At 60.5% G+C, this 17,017-nt stretch carries 36 protein-coding genes; 30 read left to right on the top strand and 6 right to left on the bottom strand.

The window, feature by feature from the left end; translation table 11 throughout:
• Window positions 1-130: 130 nt before the first annotated feature.
• Both FGF80_RS18820 and FGF80_RS18815 read left to right on the top strand, forming a co-directional pair.
• Window positions 131-1,414 (top strand): hypothetical protein, encoded by a 1,284-nt coding sequence (locus FGF80_RS18820; protein WP_138655752.1) that lies wholly within the window; start codon window positions 131-133, stop codon window positions 1,412-1,414.
• On the top strand, window positions 1,411-2,073 hold the full coding sequence (locus FGF80_RS18815) for a hypothetical protein (protein ID WP_138655751.1): 663 nt from the start codon (window positions 1,411-1,413) through the stop codon (window positions 2,071-2,073). The genes FGF80_RS18820 and FGF80_RS18815 overlap by 4 nt, the downstream gene beginning before the upstream one ends.
• 22 nt (window positions 2,074-2,095) lie before the next feature.
• Here FGF80_RS18815 and FGF80_RS18810 read toward each other — a convergent pair whose 3' ends face one another.
• The gene (locus FGF80_RS18810) at window positions 2,096-2,281 is read right to left on the bottom strand and encodes a hypothetical protein (protein WP_138655750.1); all 186 of its coding nucleotides are present in this window, start codon (window positions 2,279-2,281) and stop codon (window positions 2,096-2,098) included.
• Window positions 2,282-2,353: 72 nt separating this feature from the next.
• On the opposite strand from FGF80_RS18810, the gene FGF80_RS19830 reads away from it, so the two are divergent.
• Complete coding sequence (locus FGF80_RS19830; protein WP_269150352.1) at window positions 2,354-2,479, top strand: hypothetical protein; 126 nt, start codon at window positions 2,354-2,356, stop codon at window positions 2,477-2,479.
• On the opposite strand, the gene FGF80_RS18805 is transcribed toward FGF80_RS19830, so the two are convergent.
• Window positions 2,476-2,721: a MarR family transcriptional regulator gene (locus FGF80_RS18805; RefSeq protein WP_238705386.1), complete on the bottom strand. Its 246-nt coding sequence runs from the start codon at window positions 2,719-2,721 to the stop codon at window positions 2,476-2,478. The genes FGF80_RS19830 and FGF80_RS18805 overlap by 4 nt on opposite strands.
• Before the next feature lie 97 nt (window positions 2,722-2,818).
• On the opposite strand from FGF80_RS18805, the gene FGF80_RS18800 reads away from it, so the two are divergent.
• From FGF80_RS18800 to FGF80_RS18665, 27 genes are all read left to right on the top strand, one after another.
• Window positions 2,819-3,034 carry a hypothetical protein gene (locus tag FGF80_RS18800; RefSeq protein WP_138655749.1) on the top strand — a complete coding sequence of 72 codons (216 nt, stop codon included), beginning with the start codon at window positions 2,819-2,821 and terminating at the stop codon, window positions 3,032-3,034.
• A complete protein-coding gene (locus FGF80_RS18795) occupies window positions 3,034-3,339 on the top strand; it encodes a hypothetical protein (RefSeq protein ID WP_138655748.1) in 306 nt (101 codons plus the stop codon). The genes FGF80_RS18800 and FGF80_RS18795 overlap by 1 nt, the downstream gene beginning before the upstream one ends.
• Before the next feature lie 406 nt (window positions 3,340-3,745).
• Window positions 3,746-4,108 carry a hypothetical protein gene (locus tag FGF80_RS18790; protein ID WP_138655747.1) on the top strand — a complete coding sequence of 121 codons (363 nt, stop codon included), beginning with the start codon at window positions 3,746-3,748 and terminating at the stop codon, window positions 4,106-4,108.
• A complete protein-coding gene (locus FGF80_RS18785; protein WP_138655746.1) occupies window positions 4,101-4,685 on the top strand; it encodes a hypothetical protein in 585 nt (194 codons plus the stop codon). Before FGF80_RS18790 ends, FGF80_RS18785 begins: the two co-directional genes overlap by 8 nt.
• 1 nt (window position 4,686) lies before the next feature.
• Window positions 4,687-5,001, top strand: a complete 315-nt coding sequence (locus FGF80_RS18780) for a hypothetical protein (protein ID WP_138655745.1) — start codon at window positions 4,687-4,689, stop codon at window positions 4,999-5,001.
• Complete coding sequence (locus tag FGF80_RS18775; RefSeq protein WP_138655744.1) at window positions 4,994-5,392, top strand: hypothetical protein; 399 nt, start codon at window positions 4,994-4,996, stop codon at window positions 5,390-5,392. Before FGF80_RS18780 ends, FGF80_RS18775 begins: the two co-directional genes overlap by 8 nt.
• The gene (locus FGF80_RS18770; protein ID WP_138655743.1) at window positions 5,382-5,681 is read left to right on the top strand and encodes a hypothetical protein; all 300 of its coding nucleotides are present in this window, start codon (window positions 5,382-5,384) and stop codon (window positions 5,679-5,681) included. The genes FGF80_RS18775 and FGF80_RS18770 overlap by 11 nt, the downstream gene beginning before the upstream one ends.
• A complete protein-coding gene (locus FGF80_RS18765) occupies window positions 5,681-5,962 on the top strand; it encodes a hypothetical protein (protein WP_138655742.1) in 282 nt (93 codons plus the stop codon). Before FGF80_RS18770 ends, FGF80_RS18765 begins: the two co-directional genes overlap by 1 nt.
• A 90-nt stretch (window positions 5,963-6,052) precedes the next feature.
• Window positions 6,053-6,406, top strand: coding sequence for a hypothetical protein (locus FGF80_RS18760; RefSeq protein WP_238705385.1), 354 nt, complete (start codon window positions 6,053-6,055; stop codon window positions 6,404-6,406).
• Between the two features lie 85 nt (window positions 6,407-6,491).
• Window positions 6,492-6,845: a hypothetical protein gene (locus tag FGF80_RS18755; protein ID WP_138655741.1), complete on the top strand. Its 354-nt coding sequence runs from the start codon at window positions 6,492-6,494 to the stop codon at window positions 6,843-6,845.
• 116 nt (window positions 6,846-6,961) lie between these two features.
• Window positions 6,962-7,513: a hypothetical protein gene (locus FGF80_RS18750; RefSeq protein WP_138655740.1), complete on the top strand. Its 552-nt coding sequence runs from the start codon at window positions 6,962-6,964 to the stop codon at window positions 7,511-7,513.
• Window positions 7,510-7,878: a sigma factor-like helix-turn-helix DNA-binding protein gene (locus FGF80_RS18745; protein ID WP_138655739.1), complete on the top strand. Its 369-nt coding sequence runs from the start codon at window positions 7,510-7,512 to the stop codon at window positions 7,876-7,878. Before FGF80_RS18750 ends, FGF80_RS18745 begins: the two co-directional genes overlap by 4 nt.
• A gap of 31 nt (window positions 7,879-7,909) precedes the next feature.
• Window positions 7,910-8,170: a hypothetical protein gene (locus FGF80_RS18740; protein ID WP_138655738.1), complete on the top strand. Its 261-nt coding sequence runs from the start codon at window positions 7,910-7,912 to the stop codon at window positions 8,168-8,170.
• 591 nt (window positions 8,171-8,761) lie between these two features.
• On the top strand, window positions 8,762-9,079 hold the full coding sequence (locus tag FGF80_RS18735) for a PadR family transcriptional regulator (RefSeq protein ID WP_394348259.1): 318 nt from the start codon (window positions 8,762-8,764) through the stop codon (window positions 9,077-9,079).
• Window positions 9,079-9,438 carry a hypothetical protein gene (locus FGF80_RS18730; RefSeq protein ID WP_138655737.1) on the top strand — a complete coding sequence of 120 codons (360 nt, stop codon included), beginning with the start codon at window positions 9,079-9,081 and terminating at the stop codon, window positions 9,436-9,438. Before FGF80_RS18735 ends, FGF80_RS18730 begins: the two co-directional genes overlap by 1 nt.
• The gene (locus FGF80_RS18725) at window positions 9,435-9,848 is read left to right on the top strand and encodes a hypothetical protein (RefSeq protein ID WP_138655736.1); all 414 of its coding nucleotides are present in this window, start codon (window positions 9,435-9,437) and stop codon (window positions 9,846-9,848) included. Before FGF80_RS18730 ends, FGF80_RS18725 begins: the two co-directional genes overlap by 4 nt.
• 122 nt (window positions 9,849-9,970) lie before the next feature.
• Window positions 9,971-10,381: a hypothetical protein gene (locus tag FGF80_RS18720; protein WP_138655735.1), complete on the top strand. Its 411-nt coding sequence runs from the start codon at window positions 9,971-9,973 to the stop codon at window positions 10,379-10,381.
• Window positions 10,378-10,701, top strand: a complete 324-nt coding sequence (locus FGF80_RS18715; protein WP_138655734.1) for a hypothetical protein — start codon at window positions 10,378-10,380, stop codon at window positions 10,699-10,701. Before FGF80_RS18720 ends, FGF80_RS18715 begins: the two co-directional genes overlap by 4 nt.
• Window positions 10,691-10,879, top strand: coding sequence for a hypothetical protein (locus tag FGF80_RS18710; protein ID WP_138655733.1), 189 nt, complete (start codon window positions 10,691-10,693; stop codon window positions 10,877-10,879). Before FGF80_RS18715 ends, FGF80_RS18710 begins: the two co-directional genes overlap by 11 nt.
• Window positions 10,869-11,120, top strand: a complete 252-nt coding sequence (locus FGF80_RS18705; protein ID WP_138655732.1) for a hypothetical protein — start codon at window positions 10,869-10,871, stop codon at window positions 11,118-11,120. Before FGF80_RS18710 ends, FGF80_RS18705 begins: the two co-directional genes overlap by 11 nt.
• Complete coding sequence (locus FGF80_RS18700) at window positions 11,107-11,667, top strand: PhlB family protein (protein WP_138655731.1); 561 nt, start codon at window positions 11,107-11,109, stop codon at window positions 11,665-11,667. Before FGF80_RS18705 ends, FGF80_RS18700 begins: the two co-directional genes overlap by 14 nt.
• A 278-nt stretch (window positions 11,668-11,945) precedes the next feature.
• Window positions 11,946-12,254 carry a DUF4326 domain-containing protein gene (locus tag FGF80_RS18695; RefSeq protein ID WP_138655730.1) on the top strand — a complete coding sequence of 103 codons (309 nt, stop codon included), beginning with the start codon at window positions 11,946-11,948 and terminating at the stop codon, window positions 12,252-12,254.
• Window positions 12,247-13,104 (top strand): ParA family protein, encoded by an 858-nt coding sequence (locus FGF80_RS18690; RefSeq protein ID WP_138655729.1) that lies wholly within the window; start codon window positions 12,247-12,249, stop codon window positions 13,102-13,104. Before FGF80_RS18695 ends, FGF80_RS18690 begins: the two co-directional genes overlap by 8 nt.
• 2 nt (window positions 13,105-13,106) lie before the next feature.
• Window positions 13,107-13,550 (top strand): hypothetical protein, encoded by a 444-nt coding sequence (locus tag FGF80_RS18685; RefSeq protein WP_138655728.1) that lies wholly within the window; start codon window positions 13,107-13,109, stop codon window positions 13,548-13,550.
• 309 nt (window positions 13,551-13,859) lie between these two features.
• Window positions 13,860-14,063 carry a hypothetical protein gene (locus tag FGF80_RS18675; RefSeq protein WP_138655726.1) on the top strand — a complete coding sequence of 68 codons (204 nt, stop codon included), beginning with the start codon at window positions 13,860-13,862 and terminating at the stop codon, window positions 14,061-14,063.
• Complete coding sequence (locus tag FGF80_RS18670) at window positions 14,060-14,398, top strand: hypothetical protein (protein WP_138655725.1); 339 nt, start codon at window positions 14,060-14,062, stop codon at window positions 14,396-14,398. Before FGF80_RS18675 ends, FGF80_RS18670 begins: the two co-directional genes overlap by 4 nt.
• 190 nt (window positions 14,399-14,588) lie before the next feature.
• Complete coding sequence (locus tag FGF80_RS18665) at window positions 14,589-14,951, top strand: hypothetical protein (protein WP_138655724.1); 363 nt, start codon at window positions 14,589-14,591, stop codon at window positions 14,949-14,951.
• A 45-nt stretch (window positions 14,952-14,996) separates the two neighbouring features.
• On the opposite strand, the gene FGF80_RS18660 is transcribed toward FGF80_RS18665, so the two are convergent.
• The 4 genes from FGF80_RS18660 to FGF80_RS18645 are packed head-to-tail and all read right to left on the bottom strand — an operon-like array spanning window position 14,997 to window position 17,017.
• Window positions 14,997-15,980 (bottom strand): hypothetical protein, encoded by a 984-nt coding sequence (locus FGF80_RS18660; protein WP_138655723.1) that lies wholly within the window; start codon window positions 15,978-15,980, stop codon window positions 14,997-14,999.
• Window positions 15,973-16,440, bottom strand: a complete 468-nt coding sequence (locus FGF80_RS18655) for a hypothetical protein (protein WP_175417077.1) — start codon at window positions 16,438-16,440, stop codon at window positions 15,973-15,975. Before FGF80_RS18655 ends, FGF80_RS18660 begins: the two co-directional genes overlap by 8 nt.
• Window positions 16,437-16,646 (bottom strand): ribbon-helix-helix domain-containing protein, encoded by a 210-nt coding sequence (locus FGF80_RS18650; RefSeq protein WP_238705384.1) that lies wholly within the window; start codon window positions 16,644-16,646, stop codon window positions 16,437-16,439. Before FGF80_RS18650 ends, FGF80_RS18655 begins: the two co-directional genes overlap by 4 nt.
• On the bottom strand, window positions 16,646-17,017 hold the full coding sequence (locus FGF80_RS18645; protein ID WP_138655722.1) for a hypothetical protein: 372 nt from the start codon (window positions 17,015-17,017) through the stop codon (window positions 16,646-16,648). The genes FGF80_RS18650 and FGF80_RS18645 overlap by 1 nt, the downstream gene beginning before the upstream one ends.

Raw genomic sequence — 17,017 nt, 5'->3', positions numbered from 1 at the left:
GCTAACTCCTTCTGCGAACCGATACTGACTCGGGAAACGGATGCATTGTCGTCTCTCGCGCGGTTGGTAGTAATACAACCAAACCTTTATTATGGTGGGTGCATTACTACCATGTACGAGGAGATAGATGATGTCCGAACTCACCGACGCTGAAACCGTCACGCTCGAATCGGCCACTTACACCAACCTCACCGACGACTACAGCGACGACCGAACCGACGAGACCGAGGTCAACCGCTGGGAGAAGAAAGGCGACCGGCTGTACATCAACGGCCCCGCGAAGTACGAGAAGAACGGCACTTACTTCGACCTCATCGCGGGCGACATGCAGGACCTGCCGGGCAGCCGGGACGTGACGGTCGAGCGCGACGGCAACACCGTCACGATCACCGTTGCGGACACGGGCGGCATCGGCTACGACGAGGAGTGGACGATTGTCCTCGAACTGGAGTTTGCCGACGACGGCGACGACGAGGAAGCGAAAACTCACACCTGCGAGGAGTGTGGCGACGATTTCGACACTGAACACGGCGTCGCTGTCCATGCGGGTTTGGTCCACAGCGACGAGGACGAAAGCGAGCCGGAGATCGTCGCCGACGGCGGCGAAGAACTTCCGCTCCAAGAGGGTGCTGTCTACGAAACTGAGAACAATGGCATCTGGCGTGTTATCGAAGAACTCGCTTCTGACGAAGGGGAGTTACCTGCACACTCCTACATCGTCGAAGCAGTTGATGCACCGGGCGCGGATCGCGGCCACCGGGAGGAACTTGAATCGTCTTGGGATATCCGCCCGTCACTGTCACGTGTCCTATTCGTTGAGGACAGCGACGACAGTGTTACCGACCACCTCGATGACGAGACAATCGAGAGCGCGATCGCCCAGCACGACGCCCCCGATCACCCCGACGCAACGACTGTTGAGGAAGTTCGGGACGCGCTTGCGTGGCTCCAGCAGAGTATGGAGGAGGTGTGGTGGGACTGGGTCAGCAATGTCGAGAACGGCGAGTCCGAAGTCGTCTACGAGGACAACGATGTCATTGTGTTCGCGACCGGCGAGCAGAACGTCCCGCGGCGCGACCTCCGAGAACACTACGACGGCGACCTCAGCGAGCGGACGCCCGATGTCGTTAGCGCCGTCCATCACGAACTGGCCCGGGGCCGCTGCGATTACGATTGGGGGTACGAGTACCCGCTTGTCGTCCGCAAGCGCGACGGTCTCGAGGACGGCCAACGCTACGTCGAGTCGGTCGTCAACGGCCTCATGCAACGCGGCCTTTCGCCCGGGCAGGCGTGGGCGTACTACGGTGTCGAGATCCGCGGCAACTCGCGGAATAGCTGGGGGCTTCGGAAGGGCGACCACGACCACAAGAACGTCTCAGACGCACTCGAGAAGGCAAAGAAAAAGCTCCCATGAGCGACGACAGCTACCAGTGTCCACGTGGCTGTGGGTCCTACCAGCGCCTCTCTCGACATTGGTCCGGCCCGAACTGCGAGTTTCCACCGCTCTCCGCTGACCAACGCGAGACGGTCGAAGGCTTGCTCCTCGCGGGTGCGACGATCGCCGGCAACGGCCCGAACAAACACCTCGTGGTCGGCACCGTCCACGAACCGCTCGCGACGTGGCTGGCCGACCAACTCGAATGGCTCACGCACTCGGTCCGCGAACGTGACGGCGGCGAGAACCGACAACTCGAGTACCGAGTGCGAACGCACGCCCACGCGACCCTCTCGCGGTATGTCGAGTGGACCGACGGCGACCGCCGGCCACCCGAGGGCTACGAGCCGACCGCACACACCGCTCGCGTCTGGTACGCGCTTGCGGGTGGGCTTCAGTGGCCCGGCGAGTACGATTCCCAACGGACGGCGCTGTTCTCGGCGGAAGCCGACGCCCGCGCCGCGTGGATCATGGACGTACTCGAGGCGGCGGGCTTCGAGCCGACGCGGGCAGGCAAGCGAGTCCAACTCCGGCCGACCGAGACCACACGATTCCTCGAGTGGATCGGTGAGCCGGTGCCGGGTGTCGTCTACAAGTGGACTGATTCTAAGGACGAGTATCAAGCGCTCCGGGAATGATATACTCGGAGATCAGATATAGCTAGGAATCGCCTTCGCCCTCGAGCATGTAGTCTCGAGGCCGAACTCCGGAGATCGCCATCGTTCGCTGAACCTTGTATTCTATACTCTCGAGTTCGTCCGGAGAGACTCGATGTTCGACCGTGGTGGAGCCGGCACGAATCTCAATCACGACTTCGCCGGTCTCCTCCTCGTAAGTGAAGTCCATAGAAGGCGGTCAACGGCCACTGCGAAGAATCTGGTTGTGCCACTTATCTGTGAGACTGTCGTATAGGATCGTATGGGAGACGACGACCGGGGACTGTCCGACGACGAAATCGCCGACCTACAGGATATTCTCGAGACGAATCGTGAGGCCGGCGCTAACCAGCATACGATGGGAATCGACGAAGAAGACGAAGATTAGTTTTCGCGTGGGTCGTTGACGAGATCGTACAGCGCACGTGTTCGCTTTTCGACCCAGCCGCTCGCGACGAGCTGCCGGAACGAGTTACTGACGCGCTGTTTGCTGAGTTCGGTTTCTTCTCGTACCAGATATGGATTTACGCGGCCGCAGGGCTCGGATTTCATTACTTCGAGGACCTTCTCATCATCGTCGGTAGGCTCGTAATCCGCGTTCATCTGTTCCGAAATTGGCGATCCCTGCATAGAAAATCCTACGATGTCCATTACCAAGTATGTACTGGTGGTATACTACATATTTTACGGAGTAAAGTATATGGTCATGGAGATAGAATGTGTGGATATGGCAGAGAGACAGTCGAGCGATCAAGTTGCAAACGCAATCACTCGCGAAGATATCCCGGAGAAGCCGGGATACGAGCGAGAAATTGACGAGAACGTCGATGCAGCACTTGAGGATGCACTCGACACGGTCAGTGTCGCAAACGAGGACTACCTCGAACGCCTGCTCGCGTCCGAGCTGGGATCGTTCCGCATCGAACGGGGTGAATCTGCGTAATGACCGAAAACGAGACGTACCAGGACCAGCTGTCGCCATGCAGCTATCCGAAACACATCCTCGATGAGGATGGGGAACCAGTGTGTGGCATCGACCTGTCGGCAGACATCGCTTCACTCATTGAGGACTACCCTGACACTCTGTGGGATCTACACGAGTTCGTTGACGACAATCGGTGGGCTGCAATCCCTGACCTCTGTGGAAACTGTCTGCGGGTGCATCTGTTCAGAAATGACGATCCACTCGTTCAGGAGATGTACGACGGCTACCAGAACAACATCGCCAACGTCGGAGGTGCTGACTGAAATGTCTGACACTAATCCGAAAACGACAACATCGTATCCGAACGCGGGGGTGACTATCGACCTCGATGTTCGGTGCGAGGACTGCCGTAGCGGCGGGCCGACGGGAACAGAAATGGAGCCGATTTCCTTGGACGATACGGTCGATCGCGGTGTCGTGTGGCGATGCCCGAACTGTGGAAAAGTGACTGTGCTGGGTCGCTACGGCAAGCCGTCTATCGGACCTCAAATTCGAGGGGACAGGGACGAGCAAGATCCGACCCGGCTCTACGAAGGGGGTGCGCCGGACGGAATGCCAGACCATCTTGATGGGTTTGGAGGTGTTGAGTGATATGTCCGAGGACGCAATTGCTCGCGTCTACGGTCGCGACGGCGAGCTGCTCGAGGAGGGAACGGAGGCGATCACTGCATGAGCGCAACAGAGTCTGACAACGAAAGCGGCGGGCTGTTCGATCACGATGTCGGAGAGACAGTATCGTTCACACTCGGCGAAACCGATGTGATTGGTGAAATCACCGAGGTCGAGTACACGACGGCTATTGACGAATTCCCAGAGGAAGGGGAGACGGTCACGTTCAAAGCCGTTGGTGGTGAGGTAGAGAAGACGGTACTCAAGGTCAATGAGGGTGCTGAACGACCGATCACGCTTGATCACGGCGGGTCGTACAACCGGACGAACCTTGTTGAGTACAGTAAGAAAGGGACGGCCAAGGTCGTGAAGCTTCCCGATGGCCGTGAGATCTGGCCTGCAGAGGATGATAACGATGAGTAGCGACAGTGCAAGGTCCGCCGATGAGGTCTTTCGCGAAGAGCCGACCGGCATCGAATCGAACGGCGGCCGTGACTCCGACGGGTCCGCGCGGATGCTCTCGCGATGGACGTTCGAGTACACGCCGGCTCGAGACATCGTTCGCGAGCACATGAACGGTCGTGTTCTCAACGCGTGCGCGGGGAAGACGAAGCTCCAGCACGACGGCGAGATCATCCGCAACGACCTCAACCCAGACCGCGACGCCGACACGCACCACTGCGTGACCGAGATCGCCGATCACTTCGACGCCCAGTCGTTCGATACGGTGATCTTCGACCCGCCGTTCGACGAGAAACAAGCCGAGACGAAATACGACGGGTTGCACGCGATGGACGTCTACGCTGCCCTCGAGCAGTTCAACCAGCTCGTCGGCGACGACGGCAAGGTCATCACGTTCGGCTGGAACTCGTGGGGAATGCGTTCGTTCCCTGCGTTCGAGCGCGAGGAGACGACGCTCCTCCAGCGTGGTCCGATCCATCGCGACGTTATCGTGACGGTCGATCGTCGAACGAGCGCAACCATCGGAGGTGAGTGGTGATATGTCCGGAAATGGGACCAAGCGTGTCACGCTCGAAGTGACATGGACACCGGACGGCCCGGAGTCGATTGACTACTTCCATAACACGTTCGGCTTGATGCGTTTCCACGTCGATGGCAACGTAGCGGAAATAGATCCAGATTGGAGCCGTCTCGGAGATCGCGACCTGAAAGACGACTTCGATCGATGGACGACGACTGGAGACGTAATCAAGTCGGTACAAGATCTCCCGTTCATCGATGAGGTCGCTGCAAGTGACCTACATGATAGCCACGAAACGGAAGAAGACAAATCGGAGGTTAATTCTCATGTCTGAGAACGACGCTAAAGTCGAGAAAGGCACTTACCGCGACCCCTGCCCGAAGTGCGGGGCTCGAATGATCGGACACACGAAAGAGGACTATATCGACCACCTCCGCGAGAACGGCGAGACGCTGGCCGCGAAGATCGAGGAGGAGATGGTGGTCGACGAGTCGGATTGTGCCGACACAAACCCTACCGAAGACGAAGGGGTTTGCGCCGACGCAACTGGAGCACAACGCGACTACTGTCCCGACTGTGAGCTTCGCACGGTCCACTACGTCGAAGCGAACGCGGGTGTGAATAGGACCGTCGCGAAGAAGCGTTGTACCAACTGCGAAGGTGAGAGAGTCGAGCGACACGTACGCACGGATACTGACCGCGGGGGTGACGACAGTGGCGTGTGAGGATTCTTCCGAAGGAACCAAGCGCGTCCTTGAGATTGAGATCGCTGCCGACGGCGACCATACGACTCACGAGAACACGCGGACGGTGTTCATCGTTGGAGATCCGGATAACCTTCAGGACGAACTGCTGAAGGCCGCGCGAATGGCTGACATGTGGTGGCCGGATTTCCTCACCGAAGACGGCAGCGCACAACTCTCGGGAACGAACTCGCTTGACGACGCCGAGTTCCGACAGTTCATAGATGAATCACAGGACGATGTCCTGGTCGGTGACGAGGTGCCTGTGTAATGTCTTCACGTACCAAGCGCGAGAAAGCAGCGGAGGTCCGCGAGAAACTACAGGACGGTGCTGGCGAGATCGCCGTTCGGTACGACGACGAGTACGGCCACCAGTACTGGGTGTGGGACGGTGAAATCCGTCGTATCACACATCTCCGGTCCGACTCTGACGGAACCTACAACGGGCCATACGGAACCAGCTCGGATTTGCTCAAGCGGATGGTCAGTTACGGGAACCTCGAGTTCGTCGACCGAGAAGATACGCCGTTCGGTGGTGACTCCAGTGAATAGTACGGATACTCGTATTCGTCACTGCTCGAACTGCGAGCAGTAGGCCCGGTTTGGCACATCTCGAGTTCGACTCTCGAGCGGGTTATCGACATGACGACCGAAACTGTCGAAGAAGCAGAACAGCGCCTCGAGACGTTCGCCGAAACGCTCGCAACCTACGACGATCCGCTCGTCGAGCAGGTGGCCGACGCGGTCGCCGAGTCGGATGTCTGGTCGCTCGAGTCTCCGTCGCTGTCGCCCAATGAGTGGCTCGATGTCCTCGAGACGGCCGGAGACGACATCTACCTCTCCGCACACGAGCCGGCCCACGAGGGTATGAGTGACGCCGAACATACGTGGTATGCCCGCCACGACGGAACGGGATTCGTCTACGGGACCGAACGAACGGGCGAGCTGTACCGTGCGATCGCGACCAGAACGCAGCCCGGCAGATCCGGTCGGTGATCGAAGGCCACGACGTCTATCCGAAGCCGATGGCACGGTACCCGCTCGAGGAAGCCGACGAGTACCAGGAGGTGCCCGGAGACCGATGAGTTCGGACCATCCTACCTTACAGGATATTGCGGATTCGATCCTCTGGGCTCCGGATCGCCCGGCAGTTGATCGCCTTTGGGAGTACGCTGACCCCGAGGCGGATGACCCGGATATGGAAGCGTACGACTGGGTTCAGGCGCTAAAGCACACGTCTGAGTTCGGTGTCGCCCTCCATCTCGGACGGGAGAAGTACATGCGATGCAGCCGCCGATCGGTCTACCGGCTTGAGGGTCAGCCGTATCCGAACCCACTCGAGGTTCGTCGACAGGCCGCGATCGACATCGTAAACGACCACATTCGAACAGTCGAGCCTGTTCCAATTGAGGTGACTCCTTTTGCCCATGGCTGAGGATCGTACAACGTCCGCGGGCGGGCTGTAACGCCTTTCTGGACCTGCGTGCAAGTCGGACAGGTTACCATTGTATAGGGGTAAAGTATAAGTGTATACCACTATATTGTAGTAATATGGCCCAACAGATTGCCGGCGACGGCGGATCGGCCGACAACCACCCGGCTGCGGACCTCGAGACGATCGTCGTCGACCCTGAGGACGTTCTCGAGATGTTCCGACGAAACAACCGCGACGCCACCGAACAGCGGAGCCATGTTCTTCGCGTCACTCCTCCGCTCAAGGGAGAACAAAAGGCCTCGCTGTACGTCTCTGACGACCACGCGTACTACCCGGCGGATGTGGACCCGGCACCGATCCACATCGGGGCTGCAACGTTGTTCGAGGGACGGCCAGACAATCAACTCGACCCGGCGCTGGCACATCCAGATTACGACGTTCAGCGGTCTCAGTTCCGCGACGAGTTTGAGCACTGGCAGAATGACGACAGCATCGAAGAGGGCGAGGACATGGAAGGAGAATGGGATGAATGGTGGAACACGGCAGTCGAAGTCTGGGAGAGCAACGTCCGCAACGCGATGCAGGAACCTCGGGAAATTGAACTCGGCGCGACTTTCCCGGAGTCCCCCACTACGACAGTTACAGTCCGATTCGAGGCCGACGAATGAACTCCGACGACGCGATCTCGCAGTTGGTCGACGCCGGTCTGTTGACAGACCGCCAAGCGGAAGCGTACGTACTACGCGCGGTTGAGGGTGTCCCTCGAGAGGCCGCAGCCGAGTCGATGGGCATCTCGCCGAACACACTCGACAACACGCTTGCCCGCGCTCGGGAGAAGGTCCGAAAAGCGCAGGCGACCGCAGAGGCCGTCGAAGTGATTCGTTCTCCGGATATTCCGGAAAAGTGCTCCGAGTGCGGGCATGGACTCGGCCAAACATGGTCGAGAGACAGCGACGGATACCCGATTTGCATCGACTGCGCAGGGATAGATCCCGCAGAGGCGACCGAGAACATCAGCGAGTCAGACACCTAACCGTGCAAGACTCGTCCCACCGGGTGTTACGATGAAATACGCACTCAAGTTCACGCCAGCAGAGGAGCTGGAGACGACGATGTGGGTCTGGTTCCAAGATCATGGCGTGTACTACGTCGACGATCGCAGTGGTATCGTCAAAGAAGCATCTCCGGGGTTCGTTGATAGCAACCTCCAACCGGAGTTTTCAGATGACGTCGAGAGGGTATCGTTCGCCGATGTTCCCGAACACGTCCACGGACATGACCCTCGAGACATCCTCGAGAAACTACCGAGGGAATACAATGAATAGCGATTCGTCCAAGAGCCAAACCTGTCGAAACTGCGGCGGCCCGAGGCATCTGTTCCCGTGGTTGTGCCCGATGGACCTCCACGGCGAAGATGACTGGGCAAAGATGAGCTGCGCAGCTTGCGGGGAGCCGATCGAGTCGGGTGAGACTCGAGAAGGAGATAAGTACGGGAATCTCTACTGTGACCTCGAGTGCAAGGCGGTCGGCCAGGATCACCTCATCGATCTCCTTAGCGGCGATCGCCAAAGCGTGGCCAAGCCACGATGTCCTGTTTGCGATACCCCGTTCACTCCGCCAGAAGGCGACGAACACACCTGTCCAAACTGCGAGGTGGAACTGAATGTCGCGTGACAGACTGCGAAAGAAGATTCCGCACACGGCACAACTCAAGCTCGCCGAGGAGCATATCGAGCCGATCCTCGCGGGCCGGAAGACGGCCAGTGATTTGATGTGCTGATTCGCTTCTCCCAAAACGAGTAGCAGTCTGTTTTGTAGTCGGATATCTGACTAACCAATCGACTTATCGCAACTCGAGATCGATAAATCCCGCTGTCGGGGGAACGCTTATACCCGATAATAACGATGTTTGACATATGGCACAGGCTGATACAACGCCACGAACGACGGTGCCTGACCTGACCGGATTCCAGCGTGACGTGCTGTTCGTGATCGCTGCCACTGAACCGGTCAAAGGGACGAAAATCAAGGCTGAGGTCGAAGACTACTACGGTGTTGAGGTGAACCACGGACGACTATATCCGAATCTTGACGAGTTGGCCGACAGTGGGCTCATCGAGAAAGGCGAACGCGACAAGCGGACCAACGAATACTCGCTCACCGGCCGCAGGGAGGCCCTGCTCGCACAGCGCCAGGAGTGGGAAGCCGAACGGTTCGGGGAGGTGACGGCGTAATGTCGTCCGAATCTACCAGCGGAAAGGAGCAAAACGACGACTGGGAAGGATCCATGGCGACGTGGGGCGACGGCTTCGAGGTCGAGATCAAGGCCGAAGGCAACGAAGCCCGCGGCGCAGGGCCGCTCGTGACCGCCGACATGGCCGTCGGGGACTACCTCGCGGAAGAAACACCGCTCGAGGGTGGCGACCGGACCGACGACCACGAACACATGGACGTGCGGGCGTGGGAAACGTCCAAGGTCCGATACACGGTTTCGATGTACGGCGACACCGAGAAGGTCGAGGCCCACGCCGACGGTGTTTTCGAGGCCGCACGATCGGCGCTGCCCGAGGGCTGCGAGCTGGTGAAAGCATGAGTACCGAACCAACACTCGGGCCCGGCACGCTCGTCAAAACCGGCGACGACGAGTATCAGGCGGTCGACGACCCAGCACTCGGAACCGTCCTGACCGAGATCGGCGACCGCGAGATCGGCCCGGAACAGGTGCCCGGGATCGGCGACGACTGTCTCCGGCCCGACTGCGACGGCCACGTGGAGGACGTGAACGGCCGCCGCTGGTGTTCCGAAGGCTGTCTCGAGTGGTTCCGCACGACGCCCCAGGACGGCGACCCCTGCGATAAGTACGGCGACCGCTGTGACGGCACTCTCCGCGAGACCGGTGACCTCGAGTGGGAATGTGATACGTGCGACCGCTTCCGGTCGTCGGCCCGCGTGACGTGGCGCGAAGCGTGGCTTCCGAACGCCGACCGCGGGGGCGACGAGTAGATGCAAATCGAAACCAAGACTCTCGAGTGCCCGAACGACGACTGCGACCGCGACCGTGTCTCGCGCACGCTGGCAACCTTCCGCACCGAACGGCCCCACTGTCCCGACTGCGGAGGAGAGCTATGAGTAGCACCGCGCCCGTCCCGACGGTCCACGCCGACCGCGCCCGTCGCTACCCGCGACTCGAGAACGACGCGACACTCGGCACCGTCTGCGAGTACCAGCCCGACGGGTGGTCGTGGGTCGTGATCACCGACCTGCCCGACCGAACGTGGGGCGACGTGTTCGACGAGACCGACGACGAGCGGACCGACGAGAAGGTGGTCCGCTTCCTCAATCTCGAGGCCCTGCCCGACGCGGTGTTTGCCCGCTTCGAGGACGCGGTCGGCTGTTACGAACACGCCGATCTCGCCCGCGAGTACAGTGACTCGGAGGGCGCGGGCAACTACATGCGCCGGTCGGACTTTCAGGCGAAGTTCCGTGTGCTGGGGCCGATTCATCCCGACGCGCGAACGGAGCGTGAGAGCGAATGAAACGCAACAACACCGACGGCCGACAGGCCGCCAAAGACGCCCTCGAGACCGACGTGGGGATCTCCGGGCTCCTTTCGGAGGACGACCCCTACTGGCTGTGCAACTGCCATGGGGAGGTCAACACCGACGACATGGCCGATATGGCCGATTCGCTTCGGGAGGATGCGGCCGCCCTCGAGACGGCCAGCGAACGGATCGACGCTGGGGAGTGGACGGCCGAAGCCGCGGCGCTGTATATCGCCGCGAACGCGAATTACGGGCGCTACGGCGTCGACCGGGCGATCGCCGACCCGCCGGAGGTGCCCGACAGTGCCGAGTGACGACCAAATCACGGGCCGATGCCCACACGACGCTTGCGAACACATGTTCGTCGCCGCGTCGGTCGAACAGGTCGGTGCCCACTTCTTGGGGCATACGCCGTTCGATGCGAACGCTGATTTCGTCGGTGAAGCGGCGATTCGGATGATGGATCTTCGGAGGGAGATCGATGCCGAGTAACGACCGCTGGCGGACCTGTGCCGAGTGTGGCTGGTACGCGACGCTGCGATTCTACACGCCCGACGCGGTCTACTGCGAGGACTGCAACACGAAACTCGGCGAGACCGACCGCCCGGTCACACAGGAGTTGGTCGCACTCGAGGGCGACGAGATCGTGTCCGAAAGCGGCGACGTGCTGGCGACTGTCGAGTGGTTCGATGATCGACTCGAGACCCACGAGGACACCGATGGTCAATCCTAACACGATCCCCGACGGCCGCTACACGAATCTCTACTGCCCGGAGTGTCAAGCGCACCCGAACAATATCGAAACCCACCGGGAACGCGACGGCTGGTACTCGCTCCGACACCCCTACTGTAAGTCCTCGCTGAACGCGGTCGTCGATGACGCCGATGAACCGGTCTCGACGCATCGGCCACCGGATGACACGTTCGACGAGCGACTATTCGAAACTGACGAGCCTGCGTATCCGACCGATGCGAACGGCCGCCCGGTCGCACAGATACTGCCGATCGGACCACTACCGATCGCTCCGGCCTACCGCTGTCGAGACTGTGGCCGCGAGACGCCCGGACCGGGCTATGGCTACCCGCGCTGTTGGGACTGTGGCTCGGAAGACTTCGAAACGGTTGCCCTCGAGCGCGGGCGACTCTCTCCGATTCAGGGGCAGGCCTGTCGGCATGTGTGGCTCCAGTATCTGCTCGAGCCACCGTCGCTGCATACTTGCCCGGTCTGTGAGACCCAACAGAACACGCGGGTTGCACGCATCGTCAACCGCGACGACTAGCTCACTTTTCACTCGGCACGCGGTGTGTCCGTTGGCCACCACAATCGCTTTACTGCATGGCCCGAAAGCCGTGCGTGGCCGTCGCGTCTGCCGGCGTGGACCCACGGGCTGTTGCCGCCCCTCTGGCGAGCCGTAGCGGGCGACGGTCGGTTTCTGAGGCGAATAACACCGGTGTACTGTGTTCTGAACTACGTCACTGGTAAGTATATTCCGAGTACCGAATCCGATTGTCTGGATAAGGTATATGTGTTCGGTATACTGTATCCTGTATACGGAGCATGACAGAGACTGCACAAACCCGACTCGACGGCGGCGTGAAAACGCTCGTCGGTCACTGCCGGGACGACGAGACCGATATCTACGTCGGCCGCGGCGACCGCGGCGACGCCCACTTGAACAACACCGAGATCGGCAAGCGCGGGTGGCTCGGCAACCCGTATCCCAAAGACGACTACGGCCGCGCGGAGTGCATCGAGTTGTTCCGCGCGGACTTCGAGGATCGACTCGAGGCCGACGGGCCGGCCTGTCACGGGGAAGTGATCGCCGAACACGCCGACCGACTCGCCGCGGAGGGCAGCCATGAGTGACGAAATAAAACGACTCGCGACATACGTGCAAAAAGGAGGGGTGTCGAAAACGACCTCGAGCGCCCACGTCGCGGTCGCGGCGGCCCAAGACCACGGCCTCGACGTTGTCGTGATCGATCTGGCGGGCACCCAAAACGACCTCGCGACCCAATTCGGCGTCGAGATCCCGACCGACGAGAACGGCGACCTCGCGCCCGACGCGCCGGTCTCGGCGATCTTCGGCGAGAACTGGGAGTTCATCCAGCAAAACATCGACGACCTTGTCGAGCGCATGACCTTCGAGACCGGCGAAGGGCCGGACTTGATTCCCGCCGACCCCGGCTTGAGTGGTGCGAATAACAACCTCGCGAGTGTCCCGCTCGAGGATCGGTTCACGGTCCTTGATGGGTTCGTATCAGACGACCTCGCGCCCCACTACGATCTCGTCATTATGGATCTACCGGGCAACGAAAACAATATCGTCCTGAACGGGCTGTTTGCGGCCCAACAGACACTCGCGCCGCTCCAGCCCGGGGAGTTCGAATTGAATCAGGTCAAGAACCTCGATACGTCGCTCAAGGAAATCGGCGCGGGCCACGACGGCGTCGATCCCGAACTGACGATGGTCGCGCCGACGGCGATCGATCGCCGGGAACCCCAAGACAAAGCCTTCGCGTCGACCGTCGAGGAGCTTTACCCCGACATCGTTGCCCCGCGAGTCTCGAAAAATGCTGATATCGGCCGCGAGCAAGGCAACGGCCGAACGATCTTTGCCGTCGACGAGGACGAACTACTCGACACCGGCGTCCGCGCACGCGAGGCGTACCAGGAACTGACCGACGATCTACTCGACCGACTCGAGGCCAGATAACCATGACCGACGACACCGATAAAGCCGAAGAACTACTCCAAGAATCGGGTAGCCAAAAACTCCATGAGGCCGAAGCTTCCGCGTCGACGGCCGGCGAAGACGACGATAGTCCTGATTCGCTCGAGGATGCGATCGCCGATGCGTTCGTGGCGATCGACGACGGCGACGCGACCGAACATCTGACCACGCGGGACCGCCGACTCTCGGCGTTGTTCGCTGGCCTTGACGACGCGGGACAGCTCGCCGCGCTTGCCCAACAGGCTGCCGATGAACTCGGGCGTGACGAATCGCCGGAGACCCAAGCCGATGCGATCCGGCTGTTGCTCCGGTATGCGATCGCCGATCTTGACGAGGAACTGTTGACGACGTGGGCAGACGGAAAGCGGGCCTACGAGCGCGCTAAGGCTGAACGCGCCGCGGATCAAGTATCCGAAGACACGTTGTAGGTAGCTCGGTCTCGGTTTTCCGTTTCCCGCTTCCTGGATACTGTATACAGGATACCGTATACTATTTGCTTGTCGAACCTGAATGTCTGTGTAGGTGGGGAAACCCGCCGATTCAAATGGTAACAGGCCCAGACAGGGGCATCAGCCCCGTCGTTGGCACAATCGCACTTGTAGCACTGGTAACGATACTCGCGGACGGTCGCGGGTGGGCGTGTTCGGGTGCGCTATGCAGGGGAGACGCTGGCGGAGTACGGGCGCTAGTGGACTGTCGGCGATAGAACTAGTACGGACGACATTCAAATTCATACCATGAACGACACAATCGAGACAGAGACGAGCGATACTGTACAGCCTGAGTTCACGCGAGAGCAGGCAAAGGCACTACTCTCGTACACATCAACGTCGCTATCGGGTGACGACTCGTTTGACGAGTTCCGTGAGAATGTCGTTGATGCCCGGGATGAATTAGAACGGTCACTACAATCGGACACCGACCACTCGGAGGACCCATGACCGAAACCGACGAGATCGACGGCTCCTATCCCGGCACGACCGAGAACATGGCCAAGGTCGGCACTCGAGACGGCGTCGTTATCCTCGAGTGTCTCTACTGCGGCGATCACGTTCAAAAGAACTGGGGAACGGCCAAGGCCCACACCTGCGGCCGTGGCGCGGAGGTCGACGGCGTCGGCTGTTGTGACGACCCGGCGCTCGTCGATGAGTGGGTCATGCTTGACGAGCAGGACGGTCGCGTTTCGAAAGAGCGCAAGAAACGCTGCGAGACGTGTGGCCAGATTCACCCGCTCGAGGTAACGAACCGGGCGACCGAATCCGAACTAGTCGACTAATCCTCGAAAACGGCCGGCCGTGCGGCGGGCCTCGAGCGCGCCGCGACTGTCACTTGTCCTACTGGTACGAAAACAGTATCGGATATCGCTGTCGGTTGCTAGAAAAAATAGACTTTCATATTAGCATTAAATTCGATAATATCTTAAGAAGCAACAAAACATATCACCTTGCAGGTGCAAGCTAGTTTGTATGATCGAGGACGAGGAATATTCTCATCCGATCCCTGGCCATGTCGCAAACCGTGCTGCAAGATATTATTCTGTACCTGTACGTGATTTCCACGAACTGTTGGAAGATATAGATAATACGGAAGGGCTGAGAAATGACTTGCAGGCACGATCTAAACAGTCAGAGAATTTTGAAATTCTCAAACGCGGACGGGACGCAACATACTATCGAGTTACCAGAGAGTGGGTCTATTCTTGTTATCGCGGTCGTGATGTGCATTTTAACGCAACTAATGCACTCAGTCAATGCTATGATAGAACTGTGGTTGAGGAAACCAACGCCCACATCGAAAACGGAGAGGGGTTTGTCCTCTCAAATAAGTAATCAGTATCTGGGCCGCGCAGTGTGACCGACGGGCGATATCGGCACTCATTCGTACTTGCCTGAAAGATTCCGCTGGCCCTCGCCGTGGTCTTGCACGCGCCGATCCCGCGCCGCAGCAACGTTTGCGGCGCTGTAGGTCTTACAGTACTCGGATGCTGTGTTGCGATCCGCACACCGATCGCAGGCCCGCCGGGTTGCGTCGACGCGCTCGAGATCGACCCGGAGAAACCGCTCGGCGGGCGCGACCGCGCCACACTCCTGACAGTAGGCCCAACCGTCCTTGTCGACCACGTCGAGCCCGACGATATCCCACGGCTCGAGGTCGGATTCATACCAGTCAAGCGCCCGCGAGCGGGCGTACCAGAACGCCCAGTACTCGAGGCCGGCCACGGGCTCGAAGTCCTGTAAGTGGGCGTCCTTCCGCGAGCGAGCCATGTCATGCAGGTGCTCGCGGGCCGTCCCGTCGTTGTGGTCGTTCGACGGGTCCCACTCGGGATCGACATCGGTGATGATCCCCTCGCGTGGGTGCAACTGGTTCGCCCGTAGGCGTTCGCGTTCGATCCGCTCCTGTATCGTCGTGAGTACGTCATGCCGACGGCCGTCGGCACGGATTACGGCCCCGAGACAGTCGAATCTACCGAGGTCTTGGTCGGCGATCGCCGCCGCGAGTGCCTCCGGGTGTGGAATCTCAAACTCGACGACCGACTCGACGGCGTTGTGTAGCGGATGCTCCTCACAGTAGGCGCGTTCGCCGTCGGACAGCTCGCGCTCGCGAAGGCCGACCTCCGCGTAGATCCCGTTCGCGCCGTGGATGCCCCACCGGGTCGCGTCACCGTAGCGGGCGGCGCTGGCGATTCGCACCCGCTCGGGGCCGCCTTTCGCGGGGACACAGTCGGTGTACAGCGCCGGGTACTCCGCGCTGAGGGCGTTCGCCGAGCGGTAGTCGTACAGTTCACGCAGGTTCTTCACGACGACGCGAAGGCCGTCGGGCGTTTCCTCGAGTCGGCGGATGGGTGTTGGGTCAGTCACGGTCGCTCACCTCCCGTCGCACGAACTCAGGCGCGTCCTCGAGCCGAACCACCCGCGAGCGATACACCGCACACTCCCGGTCGCGGTCGGACACCCCGTAGACGTTCTCGAGGTTCATCTCCAACATCCCACCGGTCACGGCACTGTGGTCCCACGGGCCGGTCGGATACCGCGACCACTGGTGGAACGGCCCCTCGTACTCCCCGTACTCCCGGTCGTCGTCGTAGGCGAGCCACCACTCATGATCGCCCGCGAGTTCGAAGTATACCGCCACGCTGCCGTCGCCCGCTTCGAGCGCCCGTCGCCACGCCGCGGGATCGATCTCGTCGTTGCGTTTGCGGCCGTCGATCACGGCGACGACGGGCCGGATCTCCGGCGACGGGGCGAAGGGCGTCCCGCTGGCTTCGACGAGACGCTGGCGGGCGGTCTGTGCTTGTCGGTCAAGGTTCTGGTAGGTCACTGTTGCTCACCTCGCGTTTCCGCTGAATCGTCGCCGACGAGCTGTCGAATCGCCGCGCGGATCGCGGCGCTCCGATTCGGGAACTGGCCCGCATCGACCAACGACTCCAGAGCCTCGAGTTGCCCGCCGGTCGTCCGAAACGTGACCCGTTCCATCGTGTCGGCGTCACGGCCTCGCGTGCGGTGGTCGGCGTTACTCGCGGCCATTAGATCATCCCCTCCACGTCGTCGATGTGGATTCGGTCCGGTTCGACGTGTTCGGTCTGGCCGGTAAGATGCCACTCGGTACTCCGGCGCGCGGTGTCCCGGCAGTCCGCTGAGCAGAAGTAATGCCGATCGATATAGGGCTCTGGCCCGTCCGCGTCGGGGTCTGTGACCCGAATATCGTAGGTCGGCACGTCGAACTCCGGGTCGCCCATCACGTCGGCGTAGTCGATCAGGTCTCCGCAGTACGCACACGGGCGGCCTTCGAAGTCCTCGGCCTCGAGCGTCCAGCCGGCCTCGAGTGCGTCGTCGATGTACGAGTCGATGCTGTCGTAGTCCTCGATATCGATCTTGTCGGCCGGTGTTTCGACCAT

The organism is Natrinema pallidum (assembly GCF_005890195.1).
GTDB lineage: Archaea > Halobacteriota > Halobacteria > Halobacteriales > Natrialbaceae > Natrinema > Natrinema pallidum.
This window is presented reverse-complemented; position numbering and strand designations above follow the sequence as displayed.